General features: G+C 61.8%; 15 protein-coding genes. 9 read left to right on the top strand and 6 right to left on the bottom strand.

The genetic code is table 11. The features are described 5' to 3' along the window. Positions 1-6 precede the first annotated feature (6 nt). Complete coding sequence (locus GR158_RS06400; protein WP_160870411.1) at positions 7-1,338, bottom strand: NAD(P)/FAD-dependent oxidoreductase; 1,332 nt, start codon at positions 1,336-1,338, stop codon at positions 7-9. A 136-nt stretch (positions 1,339-1,474) separates the two neighbouring features. On the opposite strand from GR158_RS06400, the gene GR158_RS06395 reads away from it, so the two are divergent. From GR158_RS06395 to GR158_RS06375, 5 genes are all read left to right on the top strand, one after another. Then, complete coding sequence (locus GR158_RS06395) at positions 1,475-2,113, top strand: sigma-70 family RNA polymerase sigma factor (protein WP_160870410.1); 639 nt, start codon at positions 1,475-1,477, stop codon at positions 2,111-2,113. Beyond that, positions 2,110-2,763 (top strand): ChrR family anti-sigma-E factor, encoded by a 654-nt coding sequence (locus GR158_RS06390; RefSeq protein WP_160870409.1) that lies wholly within the window; start codon positions 2,110-2,112, stop codon positions 2,761-2,763. Before GR158_RS06395 ends, GR158_RS06390 begins: the two co-directional genes overlap by 4 nt. Positions 2,764-2,766: 3 nt before the next feature. Further along, positions 2,767-3,582 carry a DUF1295 domain-containing protein gene (locus GR158_RS06385; RefSeq protein ID WP_160870408.1) on the top strand — a complete coding sequence of 272 codons (816 nt, stop codon included), beginning with the start codon at positions 2,767-2,769 and terminating at the stop codon, positions 3,580-3,582. After that, entirely contained in the window at positions 3,579-4,616 is a 1,038-nt protein-coding gene (locus GR158_RS06380; RefSeq protein ID WP_160870407.1) for a cyclopropane-fatty-acyl-phospholipid synthase family protein, read from the top strand. Before GR158_RS06385 ends, GR158_RS06380 begins: the two co-directional genes overlap by 4 nt. 77 nt (positions 4,617-4,693) lie before the next feature. Continuing rightward, positions 4,694-5,212: a hypothetical protein gene (locus GR158_RS06375; RefSeq protein ID WP_371731624.1), complete on the top strand. Its 519-nt coding sequence runs from the start codon at positions 4,694-4,696 to the stop codon at positions 5,210-5,212. On the opposite strand, the gene GR158_RS06370 is transcribed toward GR158_RS06375, so the two are convergent. After that, on the bottom strand, positions 5,177-5,578 hold the full coding sequence (locus GR158_RS06370) for a DUF2177 family protein (RefSeq protein ID WP_160870406.1): 402 nt from the start codon (positions 5,576-5,578) through the stop codon (positions 5,177-5,179). The genes GR158_RS06375 and GR158_RS06370 overlap by 36 nt on opposite strands. 121 nt (positions 5,579-5,699) lie before the next feature. On the opposite strand from GR158_RS06370, the gene GR158_RS06365 reads away from it, so the two are divergent. Beyond that, entirely contained in the window at positions 5,700-6,080 is a 381-nt protein-coding gene (locus GR158_RS06365) for a DUF2147 domain-containing protein (RefSeq protein ID WP_160870405.1), read from the top strand. 22 nt (positions 6,081-6,102) lie between these two features. Then, positions 6,103-6,927, top strand: a complete 825-nt coding sequence (locus GR158_RS06360; RefSeq protein ID WP_160870404.1) for a DUF1365 domain-containing protein — start codon at positions 6,103-6,105, stop codon at positions 6,925-6,927. A gap of 9 nt (positions 6,928-6,936) precedes the next feature. Here GR158_RS06360 and GR158_RS06355 read toward each other — a convergent pair whose 3' ends face one another. Further along, positions 6,937-7,317 (bottom strand): response regulator, encoded by a 381-nt coding sequence (locus tag GR158_RS06355; protein WP_160870403.1) that lies wholly within the window; start codon positions 7,315-7,317, stop codon positions 6,937-6,939. A 221-nt stretch (positions 7,318-7,538) separates the two neighbouring features. Beyond that, positions 7,539-8,987 carry a PLP-dependent aminotransferase family protein gene (locus GR158_RS06350; protein WP_160870402.1) on the bottom strand — a complete coding sequence of 483 codons (1,449 nt, stop codon included), beginning with the start codon at positions 8,985-8,987 and terminating at the stop codon, positions 7,539-7,541. 189 nt (positions 8,988-9,176) lie between these two features. Between GR158_RS06350 and GR158_RS06345 the strand changes: the two genes are divergently transcribed. Then, entirely contained in the window at positions 9,177-10,760 is a 1,584-nt protein-coding gene (locus GR158_RS06345) for an ABC transporter substrate-binding protein (protein WP_160870401.1), read from the top strand. A gap of 58 nt (positions 10,761-10,818) precedes the next feature. Then, positions 10,819-11,658 carry an alkaline phosphatase family protein gene (locus GR158_RS06340; protein WP_134646596.1) on the top strand — a complete coding sequence of 280 codons (840 nt, stop codon included), beginning with the start codon at positions 10,819-10,821 and terminating at the stop codon, positions 11,656-11,658. Positions 11,659-11,764: 106 nt separating this feature from the next. On the opposite strand, the gene GR158_RS06335 is transcribed toward GR158_RS06340, so the two are convergent. Continuing rightward, positions 11,765-12,670, bottom strand: a complete 906-nt coding sequence (locus tag GR158_RS06335) for a homocysteine S-methyltransferase family protein (RefSeq protein WP_134646594.1) — start codon at positions 12,668-12,670, stop codon at positions 11,765-11,767. Between the two features lie 282 nt (positions 12,671-12,952). Continuing rightward, complete coding sequence (locus GR158_RS06330) at positions 12,953-14,380, bottom strand: aldehyde dehydrogenase family protein (protein WP_160870400.1); 1,428 nt, start codon at positions 14,378-14,380, stop codon at positions 12,953-12,955. Positions 14,381-14,411 lie beyond the last annotated feature (31 nt).

The following is a 14,411-nucleotide window of genomic DNA, read 5'->3' as shown; positions in this document are numbered from 1 at the left end:
GCGAAATCAAGCGTGTTGCGGGGCGCAGAATATCCGGTCGGAATGCCCCGGCACGGTCCATGGCCTGCTGGCTCCCCCCAGGCTTTCGCCGACCGCCAACCCGGCCTGGATGGCATCCTCGTGAAAACCCGATCCGAAGTACGAGCCGCAGAACCAGGTGTTGCCTTCGCCTTGGAGTGACCAGAGCCGCTTCTGCGCGGCAAGGGTCGCGGCGTTGAAAAGGGGATGCTGATAAAGTCCCCGCCAGATGACCTTGTCCTCGGCCGGCGCATGGAGCGGGCTGAGCGTCACGAAGAATGGACGCTCATCGGAAATACCCTGTAGCCTGTTCATCCAGTACGTCACGCAGGGCTTGCGGGGCGCGGTACCATCGCGCCCGGACTTCGCCAGATAATTCCAGCTCGCCCAGACGCGGCGCCGGCTCGGCATGAGGCTTTCGTCCCGGTGCAGGACGGTTTCGTTGTCGCCGTAGGCGAAGGCGCCCAGCAGGTCGGACTCCCGTTGCGAGCGATCGGCCAGCATGCCGAGCGCCTGGTCGGCGTGAGCGCCGATCACGACATGATCGAACCATTCGGGCTCGGCACCCGGCGTGGAAATCTCCACGGCACCGTTCACCCGGCGGATCGACTTCACCGGCGCATTGGTGCGGATGCGATCGCGGAACGGAGCGATCAACCGTTCGACATAGGCACGGCTGCCACCATCGACGGTGCGCCAGACCGGCCGACGCGCGAATTTCAGAAGACCATGGTTTTCGCAGAAACGCACGAAGGAAAGAGCCGGATAATTGCCGATCTCCAGCGCGGGCGTCGACCAGATAGCGGCCGCCATCGGATAGAGATGATCCTCACGAAAGGCGCGGCCGAAGCCCGCACTGTCGAGATATTCGTTGAGGCTCGCCGACGGATCGAGATTTCTCACACCGCTCGGCGCCTGTCGATAAAAGCGCACGAGATCGCGCAGCATCGACCAGAAACGCGGGCTTGCCAGATTGCTGCGCTGCGCGAAAAGGCCGGCAAGATTTGTCCCCGCATATTCGAGCTGCCCCCCATCCATGGAAACGGCGAAGGACATGTCCGACGCCCGGGTGGGTACGTCGAGATGCGCAAACAGCGCCGTGAGGTTGGGATACGTCGCCTCGTTGTAGACGATGAAGCCGGTGTCGACGGGGGCGCCACCCGCCTCTACAGTGTGCGAATGGCCGCCCACGCGATTGTCAGCCTCGAAAACCGTTACCTCATGGCGCTGCGACAGAAGCCATGCAGCGGAAAGACCGGCAATGCCCGTGCCCACCACCGCAATTTTAAGGGGACGGTCCGATTGAGGAAAATGGCGCATGACAATCCTTCTGCGGCTGCCGAACTCATGAGAAACTAATAGAGCTCTTTACGAGCCCGGGCTTCTGACGGATCACTGCCGGAAACCTATTTCGTCCGGTGTGATCCACTCCGGAAAACGCCGCGTAGAAGGACGCATGAATGAAGTTTCGAGCCCCGTTGAGATTGATCACAAACCCATTGTGCCGACAGGCCGGCGGCTTGCCGTGGTAAGTTCAAGGGATACACAACAGACACCGTCGCCCGACGCGCTCGTGGAAATGATGATGCAGGTCGCCCAAGGCCGGGACCGTCAGGCCTTCGCGTTGCTCTTCCGTTATTTCGGCCCGAGGCTGAAGACGTTCTTCCTGCGCTGGACGATCTCTTCCAGTGTGGCGGAGGATCTTGTGCAGGAAACGATGCTGACGGTCTGGCGCAAGGCTACCTATTTCAATGCGGAGCGGGCGGGCGTCGCGACCTGGATTTTTACCGTCGCGCGCAACATTCGCATCGATCATCTGCGCCGGCAGCGTGATCCATCGGCGCTGCCGCCAGACCCCGAAGACGGGCCTGAGACGGTCGAGGACGAATTGCTCGGAGCCGAGCGCGACGCGCAGGTGCGCCGGGCGTTGACGGCTCTCTCGCCGGAGCAGCAGACGATCATCCGGCTTTCCTACTTCAGCGAGAAATCGCAGACCGAAATCGCCGATGAGCTGGGTATCCCCCTCGGCACCGTGAAATCTAGAACACGCCTGGCAATGAATCGCCTGCGCGCGCTGCTGGAAGACAAATCATGACCACCACACATCACGCAACCGACGAAACTCTGATGCGCTTTGCCGCCGGCACGCTTGCCGCGGGACCAGCCATCGTGGTCGAGGCGCATCTGGCGAGCTGCCCGACCTGTCGCGCCCGCATCGGCACGTTCGAGGCGCTCGGCGGCGCCGTCCTGGAAGATATGGCCCCCACCCCGCTTTCGGCGAAAGCATTAAACGATACGCTCGCCATGCTCGATGACGAGGAGGACGCAGCGGCGATCACACAGCCGCCGCTCGCGCCCGTGGAAATCGAGGGCATTCGCCTGCCGGACGCTTTGCGCGGCTGCGATATCGGGCGCTGGCGCTGGATCGGTCCCGGCATGAAGATGAGCCGCGTCGGCGTTCCGCAGGATCCCGACGCCAATCTCATCCTGCTGAAAGTCGGCCCAGGTCGCGCGCTTCCCGATCATGGCCATGTCGGCACGGAGTTCACCTACATCGTCTCCGGCTCGTTCTCCGACAAGTTCGGAACGTTTCGTCCCGGCGACCTCGCCGAGATGGACGACGACGTCGAGCACCAACCCGTGGTCGACCCTGATGGCGAATGCATCTGCCTTGCCGCCATGGAGGGCAAGATGCGTTTCAAGAATGTCATCGGCCGCATGTTGCAGCCGATTTTCGGGATCTGAATCATGACGGCGGCGGTGCTTTTCCTTCTCCTGGCTGCCGCCGCCGCGCTCGTGATGACCGCTGTGTGGTTTGCCGTCGTCAAGGGGGCGGCATCCGGCTGGGTGGACGCGGTCTGGTCGTTCCTTGTCGGCGCTGCCGGCGTTACGGCAGCACTCGCGCCCGTTGATGGCTGGGAAGGCGACTGGCAGCGCCGGCTCCTCATCGCCGCGGCCGCCGGGCTCTGGTCCTGTCGGCTGGGCATCCATATCCTGCGGCGCACTTTGCAAGGCGGTGAAGATCCGCGTTATGCCCGATTGCGTGAGGGATGGGGGGAAAGCTGGCGCTTTCGCCTGTTTCTCTTCCTGCAGATCCAGGCCGCAGCAGCCCTTCTCCTGGCCGCGACCATCTTCATTGCGGCGAGAAACCCGGCGGAGGGGCTGCAATGGAGCGATATTGCCGGCATCGCCATCCTCGCCCTGGCCGTGATCGGTGAGGGTATCGCCGACGCGCAGCTGTCACGGTTCCGCGGCAAATCCACCAACAAGGGGAAGGTCTGTGACGAGGGGCTGTGGAGCCTCTCCCGTCACCCCAACTACTTCTTCCAGTGGCTCGGCTGGTGCGGATATGCGGTCATCGCCATCGGCCCGGCTGGCGCGTGGAGCTGGGGCTGGGTGGCACTCGCCGGTCCGGCCTTCATGTACTGGCTGCTCGTGCATGTCTCGGGAATTCCGCCGCTCGAAGCTCACATGATGCGCTCGCGGGGCGCTGCCTTCACCGCCTACGCCGATCGCGTCAATGCGTTCTGGCCCGGGCTGCCAAACAGGGAGAAGACGTCATGAACCTTGCCGTTACCGCCATCACTGCCGCCGAGCGTTTGCCCGTTCCCGACCCTGCCCTTCGCTTCGGCATCAGCCGGCTGGTCGGCCGCACGCGACGCCTGCTGGCTGAGACCGGCGGCCCGACCGATCACGACTTTGCCCGTTCGATGACCGATTGGCCGATAGCCGTTCACACCGATGAAGCGAATTCCCAGCATTACGAACTGCCGGCGGCATTCTTCGCGCTGACGCTCGGTCCGCGCCGAAAATACTCCTCCTGCCTCTATTCCTCGCCCAACACCACGCTGGCGCAGGCGGAGATTGCGGCGCTTGAAGAAACGTGCGGCCATGCGGACCTTGCCGACGGGCAGGACATTCTGGAACTGGGATGCGGCTGGGGCTCGCTTTCTCTCTTCATGGCCGACCGCTACCCGGCCGCCCGCATCGTCTGCGTTTCGAACTCCGCCTCGCAACGCGCCCATATCGAGGCGCAGGCTGCCGCGCGGGGTCTTGGCAACCTCTCGGTGGTCACCGCCGATATGAATGTCTTTTCTCCCGAAGGCACTTTCGACCGGATCGTTTCGGTCGAGATGTTCGAGCACATGTCCAACTGGAAATCTCTTCTGGACCGGGCGCGCGGCTGGATCCGCGACGACGGCCGGCTTTTCCTGCATGTCTTCTCGCACCGCAAGACCGCCTACCGTTTCGACCATTCCGACAAGGCGGACTGGATCGCTCAATATTTCTTCACCGGCGGTGTCATGCCGAGCCACGGTCTCGTGTGGGAATTCAGCGACAGCTTCATCGTCGAAAAGGACTGGCGCTGGAACGGCAAGCACTACGAGCGCACTGCGCTGGACTGGCTCGATAATTTCGACAAGAACCGAGACGAGATCCGAACCATTTTCAATGCGACCTATGGGCCTGATGCCACGCTCTGGATGCGGCGCTGGCGACTGTTCTTCCTCGCCACGGCGGGGCTCTTCGGCCATGCCAATGGCGAGGAATGGGGTGTCAGCCACTATCGCCTCCGCCCCGCCGGCGCAGGACGGTGATCTTTCTTCTTGCAAAGGCAGCCGAGGTGGTTCGGGCCTACGCCCGCCATCCCGACCCGCGCGTCGCTGCCGCGAACGTGATCGCGTTGCTCGTCGCCTCGAACCAGCCCTTCTATCCGCTTTATCTTTTCTGGCTGGTCAGTGACGACATCACCGCGGCGTGGTTCACATTCCTCTCCACGCCCCTCTTCCTCGCCGTGCCCGCCGTTTCACGCCGGAACGGCGCGGCCGGCCGGGCGCTCCTTCCGTTGGCGGGCATAGGCAATACGGTGCTTTCGGCCTGGCTTTTCGGCACGGCCTCAGCGGTCGAGATCTTTCTCATTCCCTGCGGGGTCATCGCATTGTTGCTGTTTCGCCCTTGTGAGCGTCTGGCCGCGCTGGCGATCACCGCAATTGCTTTCGGCGTGTTTCTCTTGCTGCATGATGGCTATGGACCGCCGCTCGCCGTCTACGATGCGGTTGAGTATGCCGCGCTGGCCCGCCTCAATCTCCTAAGCGCCAGCACGCTGACAGCCTTTGTCGCTCTGCTGTTCTCCGGCATACTGGCCGAGGCGGAACGATCACCCGACGCGGCTGGCGACGAGAAAACCGGCTGACGCGCCAACGGCGGTCACGAAGGCACCCCAGGGAATGTCGGCAAGGGTTACGGCAAGCGGCCAATCCTTCAGCGTCGCTTGGTTGGTCAGGTCGTAGGTCGCATAGGCCACAAGCCCGAACACCGCGCCATTCAGCGCAGCCTTGGCGAGGCCGCCACCATCGAGTGCGGGCATCACGGCAAAGAAGACGATGCCGGCGACATAGATCAGATAGAAGACGATGGCCGGCGCCAGATGAAACTGCGGTGCGAGCTTATCCCCCATCAGCGGCCTGTATAGCATGTCCGCCATGGTCGACAGCCAGATGGCATCGACGATCAGGAATGCGATGCCGGTCGCCAGGTAAGCCGTTGCGATCGTTTTCATGGCGGTGTCTCCTGCGGTTTCCTCGTCTCTGACTACGCCATCCCGACTTCGGCGGATCACCGAAAGTGAACCGATTGGCGCGCACTTGCGTATTTCAAGCAAAGGCAAGGAGGATGGATCGATGAGAATAGCCGTTCTGACTGCATGCGCCGCCTTGATGTCGACCACCGCTGTGTCCCACGCGCAGCAATCTGCCGATCCCAGCGGCGTATGGCTGCGCGACGATGGCAATGCGCGCGTGCGCATCGCGCCCTGCGGCAACAACATCTGTGCCACCAATCTGTGGATTGGCGATACCAGCAAGGGTGAAGAGGCAGGAGACCGGCTGGTCATGTCGCTCAAGCCGAAATCGGCGGACACACTCGCCGGTACCGCCTATGATGCCAAACGCGACCGAACATATGCGATCACGGTTCAGGTCTCAGGCAAATCGCTTGTCACCCGCGGCTGCATCCTGGGCGGTGTGTTGTGCAAGAATGTCCACTGGCAACCGGCGCCGTAAAGGCTCGGCCAAGAGGAAAAAGATGAGGCAAGACCGCATTACCAGCATGGCCGAGAACGGACCGGCGCCAACGGCGGCGGGCACGCTTTATCCCGGTAAGGTCATGCACCAGCGGCTCAATCCGTTCGGACACCGTTTCAGCTACAGCGTCTTCTCCCTGCTGGTGGATATCGACCGTCTCGATGCGCTTTCCCGGAGCACCCGTCTCCTCGCCGTGAACAAACCGGGCATTCTTTCTTTCCGCGAAAGCGACCACGTCGAGGAAAAGGATGAGACGCTGCGCATGTTCGCAGACCGCCTGCTGGCGCGTGCCGGGCTCTACGAGCGGGTGGCGCGCGTTTTGCTGCTCGCCTATCCGCGCATGTTCGGGTATGTCTTCAACCCTCTCTCGACCTACTTCGCCTATGATGCAGACGAACGGCTGGTCGCGATCATCTACGCCGTGCGCAACACCTTCGGCGAGCGGCACAGCTATGTCGCGCCGGTGCTCGAGGATGAGAAAAGCCCTGCCGGCATCCGCCAGTCCCGAACCAAGATCTTCCACGTCTCGCCCTTCATGGACATGGGACTGCGCTACCACTTCCGCGTCCTGCCGCCCGGAAAAGCGCTGCGCATACGCATCCATGAAACCGCGGGCAAGGAGCCGGTCCTGGCCGCCACGTTCCATGCGCAGGCCGCGCCGCTGACCGACGTCAACCTCGCGCGATACCTCCTGCGCTTTCCCTTCATGACACTGAAGGTAATGGCCGGTATTCACTGGGAGGCGCTCAAGCTGTGGTTGAAGGGCGCGCGTTTTCGCACCAGCCCGCCTCCCCCCGAGACGGCGAGCTATCGGGATGCCGCTTGAACTGGCGGACTACGCCTTCATTCGACGCGCCTCCCGGAGGCCGTGGAGGTTCAGGTGGACGATGATCTCGTCCAGCCGATAAGGCTTGGGGATGAAAGTCTCGCCGGGCTCCAGATCTGCATCCGTGGGATGACGTCCGCCGGATGCGACGATGACGCCCACCCGGTTATCGTGGTGCCGAACGAAGCGCACGAGATCGAACCCGTTGAGCCCCCCCGGCATATCCACATCCGTTATCAGAAAATCGATAGGGTGCGTGCCGAAGGCTGCAACGGCCTCAAGCACGCTTGACGCCTCGATGACGTCATGCCCCTCATCCAGAAGGGCATCGGCCAGGGCCATGCGAATCAGCGGTTCGTCTTCCACGACGAGCACGGTTAGATGGGGCATGCTGAGACCTCCGTACTGCGGTTACGCGTTCAACGCGGTCTCCCCACAATCAGTCGGCCCCTGGAAAAGAGTTTTCTCCAACAAACTTAATAAAATGAGAATAAAAGTTTAAGCGATGCTTAACCCTGTCGGGCTGTCATGAACCGCCTTCGAGTTTGCTTGGCCGGCTAAAAGGCATGTCTACGTCCGAAGCCACGCGGATCGATACGACCGGAACAGCGCTATTTCATGTCGATACAGTGCTTTAGCAGCTTTGTTGCATGTTCGATTTCATCTTCGTTCGAGGCGGCGAAGCCGACGAGGAGCGCTTTGCGCGGTGATGTTCGATCCGCATAGTAGTAGGATAGTTGCTCGACCCCGAGATTCTGCTGACGGCACCGGATCAGAACTGCATTCTCGTCAATGGATTGATCCTTGAAGTAGCACAGGTTGTAGAAGCCTGATGCGAATTCCGGCGGCTCGAAAATGTCGGAGAAGTCCGACCTCAGGATTTGCAGCAGACGGGTCTGGCGCTTGGCATAGATCCGCCGCATGCGATGAAGATGCCGCGTATAGTGACCATCCTCGATAAGACGGCCGACGATCTGTTCGGTGAACTGCGGCAACGCCCTGTAGCGGACCTGGATCAGCCGGCGGCATTGCTCCGCCAATGCTCGCGGCATGATCATGTAACCGACGCGCAGCGATTGCAGCAGCGTCATGCTGAAGGCGCCGACATAGATAACCTGCCCGGCCTGGTCCAGGGCCTTGAGCGGCGGGATGGGTCCGCCGCGGTATCGGAATTCGCTTCCCAGGTCGTCCTCGATGATCAAGGTGTCACGGTCAGCGGCCCAATGCAGCATCTCCAGTTTGCGTTTCAGCGGCATGGCGACCGTCATCGGCTGCTGCTTGGCCGCGGTGACGAAGGCGAGCTTGATATCCCGATGTGCGACCGTCTCGGGATTTGGGCCTGATACGTCGACATGCATTGGAACGATATTGCAGGCAGCGGACTGGAAAATCGACCGAATGGCCGCCATTCCCGGTTCCTCGAACGCAACCGTATCTCCGGGGTTCAGCAGCAGTTCGGCAAGAAGCGTCACGGCGTGGTGCCCACCCAGCGTGGTGACCACTTCCTCCGGTTCGCAGCGGATACCGCGGCTTACCGCGATATGGCGGGCAATCTGCTCTTCGAGCAGAGAGGGTTGAAAGATTTCCCGATAGTTGACGATGCGGAAATCCCCCTCCGCATAAACTTCCCTCGTCAGCCGCGACCAGATGTCCACCGGAAACAGCCGGTGATCGGGGCTTGCCATATGGAGGTGCTGGGAGCCGTCGTTCAGCGTCAGTGAAGTGCGCCATGTCAGCGCCTGTCCGCGCCGCGACAGCATTTTTTCAAAGCGTCCGGTAGCAGCATCGTCTGGCTGCCTCCCCAAACCCGTTCCGGCCTCCTGCCGCCTCGGGACGGTTTCCACATAGGTGCCGCTGCCCCTCGCGGAGTGGAGATACCCTTCCGCGGCAAGTTGATCGAGTGCCGTGACCACGGTGAAGCGAGAGACGCCGAGGCTTTCTGACAGGACGCGTGATGATGGAATGCGTGTTCCCCCGGCAATTGCGCCCGAAAGGATCATTTCCCGCAGCCCATCATAAAGCTGAAGATAGAGAGGTCGAGCGCCCTGGCCATCAAGCATGAGCCCGTCCAGACTAAAACCGTCAATTGTTCGGCCCATGCCAGCACTCCACGCAGACGTGCCGGCCCGAAAGTGGACTGGTCATTCTTGCGATTTCTGGACATATACACGGTAATCTTGCCGTTTAGTATCCGCCCCGAAAACGATCGGCCGCGCGGCACGCGCACCGCTGTATCAGGGGAAAAAGCGATGGATGAACTGACCTATCTTTCCAAGCTCGTCGCAAAGGGCCGGATGTCGCGGCGCGATTTTCTCGGCCGCAGCGCGGTGCTCGGCCTGGGCCTCGCCGCGGCAGGATCCTTGCTGTCCACGGCGGCACGCGCGGAAGGCCCGGTGCGCGGCGGCACGATCAAGGTCGGCATGCAGGGTGGCGCCTCGACGGACAGCCTCGACCCCGGCCTGGCGACAAACCAGGTGAGCGCCATGGTGAACCATCTGTGGGGCGAAACCCTCGTTTGGCTGGCGCCGGACGGCTCGCCCGTCCCGGTGCTGGCTGAAGAATGGACGGCCTCCGCCGATGCCAGGACCTGGACCTTCAAGATCCGGAAAAACGTGCAGTTCCACGATGGCAAGACGCTGACGCCCGATGACGTCGTGGCAACGATCGAACGGCATTCGGACGAGAGCGCGAAGTCCGGCGCCCTCGGCGTTCTCAAGGGTATCCAGACCATCAAGGCGGACGGCGATGCCGTCGTCATCACGCTCAGCGAAGCCAATGCCGATATGCCCTTCCTGATGAACGACTATCATCTGGTCATCCAGCCGAATGGCGGAAAGGACAATCCGGAGGCCGCGATCGGAACCGGACCTTACAGACTGGACAGCAGCGAGCCCGGCGTCCGCTACAACGCGACACGTTTCGAAAACTATTGGGCGCGCGAAACGGCGGGCTTTGCCGAGCAGGTCGAGATCATCGTCATCAATGATGCGACGGCCCGCATCGCCGCGATGCAAAGCGGCCAGGTTCACATGATCAATCGCATCGAGCCGAAAACGGTCGCCCTGCTCAAGAACATGAAGAAGGTGATGATCAAGAACGTCTCCGGGCGTGGCTTCTATCCCTTCAACATGTTCTGCGACACGGCCCCGTTCGACAACAAGGACCTGCGCCTCGCCCTGAAATACGCCATGGACCGCGAGACGATGATCGATCGTATCCTGATGGGCTACGGAAGCGTCGGCAACGATACGCCGATCAACAAGGCCTATCCACTCTTCGAGGAGATCGAACAGCGGACCTTCGATCCGGAAAAAGCAGCCTTCCATTTCAAGAAGTCCGGTCATAGCAGCGGGATCGTGCTGCGCACGTCGGAAGTCGCATTTCCCGGCGCCGTCGATGCCGCGGTTCTCTATCAGGAGAGCGCGAAGAAGGCCGGAATCACGATCGATGTGAAGCGCGAACCCGGTGACGGATACTGGTCGAATGTCTGGAATGTCCAGCCCTTCTGCACCTCCTATTGGGGTGGCCGTCCGACGCAGGACCAGATGTATTCCACCGGCTACATTTCCTCGGCGGACTGGAACGACACGCGCTTCAAGAACGAGGCTTTCGACAAGCTCGTCGTCGCCGCCCGTGCGGAACTCGACGAGACGAAGCGGCGCGCCATGTATCGCGACCTCTCGGAAATGATGCGTGACGAAGGCGGTCTCATTTCGCCGATGTTCAACGATTTCATCGACGGCGTCAGCGAGAACATTCTCGGCTGGGAGGACAATCCGGCCGGTGAACTCATGAACGCCGATGCACCGTTGCGTTGCTGGCTGAGCGCCTGACGAACCGCATGTGGCGCACCGCTTCAGGCGTTGCGTCCTTCACTATCAGGGATACATGATGCCGCTTCGCAACAAACTCCTCATCATCATTCTCGACGGACAGCCGTGGCGCAATGCGCGCCGGCTCATGGGCAACCTGGAGGGCTGGGTCCAGGCCGGCGAGGCGCGCGTCTGGCGCATGCGTTCGGTTCTGCCCTCCACCTCCGCGTCCTGCTACGCATCGATCCATACGGGGGTCCCGCCGCAGGTGCATGGCGTGCTCTCCAACGAGACGCTGTTTCGCGTGGCACAGCCGGACATCTTCTCGGAGGTGACGAAGGCCGGCGGCAAGACAGGCGCCGTCACGCACTCCTTCTGGTCCACCTTCTTTCGCCGCGCGCCCTTCGACATGGTCGAGGACATCGAGTACGACGACGCGGAAGGTCCGATCCATCATGGCCGGTTTCACACCATGGCGGGCTACAACCATCAGAACCAGATGACGCCGAGCGACCTCGACCTGTTCGCGACGCTGACAATGCTGACCGAACGCCATCACATCGATTACGGCATCCTGCACACCTGTACGCTCGACAGCATGGGGCATCGCTACGGGCACGACTGCTCGCAGATGGATCATGCCTGTTTCGCCATCGACGCGCAGCTTGCCGCCTTCCTGCCGCGCTGGCGCAAGAACGGTTACGAGGTCATCGTGACGGCCGATCATGGCCAGACCGATCGCGGCCATCATGGTGGACATGACCCGGAAATGCAGGACTTCGCTTTCTACTGGTTCGGCGGCGGCGAAGGCCCGCCCGAGGATACGCTGCTCAACCAGTTGCAGGTCGCACCGACGATCCTGTCACGCCTCGGCGTCGCCGTGCCCACGAGCATGACGCACGCCGGTTTTCTCGAATAAAATATCTCCAACCTGGATCGAGCGGAATCTGGTCTGGCCATCGCTGGCGTCGGGTGACCGCCGGCGACGACCGTGAAGCAATAGGAGACGGGCGCGGTTCGGCTTCTCAATCCGCCGATAAACGCTGCTTCACGCGATGGATATGCGCGGCGCCGACACCGCAGCAGCCGCCGATCATCGTCGCACCGCTTTCCACCCAGTCACAGGCGAAGCTTGAATAGCGATCATCCGAAAGATCGTCACGAATGGCATGGAGCGTTTCGTTCGCTGCCCCCTCGTCGTCCGTCGTGAAGGCGTTGGCATAAACGCCGAGCGGAACGGTCCGGCCGTCTTCCGCTAGGACCCTGCTTGCCACGGCGATGGCGTTTCGCATCACTTCTGGACGGCTGCAATTGAACAAGAGCGCAGCGGCATTCGAGCCGGCTATCCAGCGCGCTGCCTCTTCGACACTTTCACCCGAGCGCAAGACGGGCGGCCGCGCCTCGGCCCCGGGGTCGTCCTGCAGCGTGAAAGAAATCCAGAACGGCTTTCCAGTCGGAGCGACGGCCTGCTGGACCGCTTCCGCCTCTGCAATCAAGCTGAGTGTTTCTCCCAGGAACACGTCGACCGAAGCATCCAGCTCCTCTACGAGAACGGAGAGGTAGTCGTGCACACGGTCCGGTCGGAACAGTTGCGGTTCATAGGAGCCGAAGATCGGCGGCAGCGAGCCGGCGACGCGGACCCGGCCGTCACCGGCGGCATCCGCCGCCTCACGCGCCAACTGTCCCGCAAGAGCGATCAGGCGCCTGCCGTCCTCGCGAAAACGGGTCTCGCCGATATGAAATGGCACCAGCGCATAACTGTTGGTCGTAATCACATCGGCGCCCGCCGCGATGAACTCCTCATGCACGCGCCGAACGATATCAGGGCTTTCCATAAGAGCCAGCGCCGACCATTCGGGTTGCCGGAGCGTCGCGCCGAGACGCACCAGTTCACGGCTCATGCCGCCGTCGAGGATCGTGATTGATGGCATGTTTTTCTCCTAGGTCCGGCATCAGCGATGCAGGTCGACGTGACCTCGATGCAGTTGGCCGCAGCGAACATATCCATGAAAGCCGACGGTACCGGCCGTTTTAGTAAGCCGGGATGGATATGGCAAATCGCGACGATGTGCTCGAAGGCAAGCCGCCGCTAGCCTCGATGTTACAGCTTTTTCCGAAGAGAGCGGAGCGTCTCGGATCGCAAAGGACCTTTTATCGTCACTGCGAATCAAAGACGTAACGGAGGCACGGGACGTCCCGTGCCTCCTCGAGTATCAATCGCCGAAGCCGACGATGCTCTTGATCTCCAGGAAATCGTGGATGCCGAAATCGGCATATTCGCGACCGTTTCCGGATTGCTTGTAGCCACCGAACGAGGCCATCGTGTCCCATGCCGGATAGTTGAGATAGACCGAACCGGCGCGCATGCGCGATGCCACCCGGCGGGCGCGTTCGATATCGGTCGACTGGACATAGGCAGCGAGACCGTAGAGGGTATCGTTTGCGATGCGGATTGCGTCGTCCTCATCCTCGTAGGAGATGATGGAGAGAACCGGTCCGAAGATTTCCTCGCGCGCGATGGTCATATCGGGTGTGACATTGCCGAAAATCGTCGGCCGGACATAGTAGCCGCGATTGAGACCGTCGGGGCGGCCGAGACCGCCGGTCACAAGGGTCGCACCCTCTTCGATGCCTTTCTCGATCAGGCCCTGGATCTTGCTGAACTGCACGTCGCTTACGACGGGGCCGAGATTCGTATCCTCCGAATTCGGGTCGCCGGTGCGGAATTCTTCCGCCGCCACCTTGGCGATCGCGAGCGCCTCGTCATGGCGATCGCGCGGAACGAGCATGCGGGTCGGCGCATCGCAGGACTGTCCGGTATTGCTGAAGCAGCCGCGCACGCCCTTGGTGACGGCCATTTCGAAATCCGCGTCGGGCAGGATGATGTTCGCCGACTTGCCGCCCAGTTCCTGGGCCACACGCTTCACCGTATCGGCCGCTGCCTTCGCGACGATGATGCCGGCTCTGGTGGAGCCGGTGAAGGACACCATGTCGACATCGGGATGGGAGGCCATGACCTGGCCGACATCCGGGCCCGTGCCGTTCACCAGATTGAACACGCCCTTCGGCACCCCCGCCTCATGCATGATCTCGGCGAAGACGATGCCGGAGATCGGCGCGATCTCCGAGGGTTTCAGGACAACGGTGCACCCTGCCGCAATGGCCGGAGCAACCTTGCAGACGATCTGATTGAGCGGCCAATTCCAAGGCGTGATCAGCGCGCATACACCGATCGGCTCCTTGACGACCGTCGTCGTGCCGCGCTTTTCGCCGAATTCGTAGGTCTCGAAGGCCTTGATGGTGGATTCGAGATGTCCGCGGCCCGCCCAGGCCTGCGCATCCCTTGCGAAGGCCAGCGGCGCGCCCATTTCGGCCGATACGGCCCGTGCGATATCCTCGAAGCGCTGGAGATAGACCTCGTGGACGCGCTTCAGAAGGGCAAGCCGTTCGGCGGGCGTCGTCCGCGAAAAGGTCTCGAAGGCCGTCTTTGCGGCGGCGACAGCCTTGTCCACATCGGCGGCGGAACCGACGGAGATGCGGGTGAAGGCCTCTTCGGTTGCCGGATTGATGACATCGAGCGTCTTCGGCGAAACCGGCGATACCCATTCGCCATTGATGTAGAATTGTTCGTGATGGCTCATCGAGCTGTCCTTCCTGTTATTGTTTCAACGC

The sequence above is a fragment of the Shinella sp. AETb1-6 genome, from assembly GCF_009826875.1.
GTDB classification, from domain to species: Bacteria; Pseudomonadota; Alphaproteobacteria; order Rhizobiales; family Rhizobiaceae; genus Shinella; species Shinella sumterensis.
Note: the sequence above shows the minus strand (reverse complement) of the source record. Positions and strands in the feature narration are given on the sequence as shown.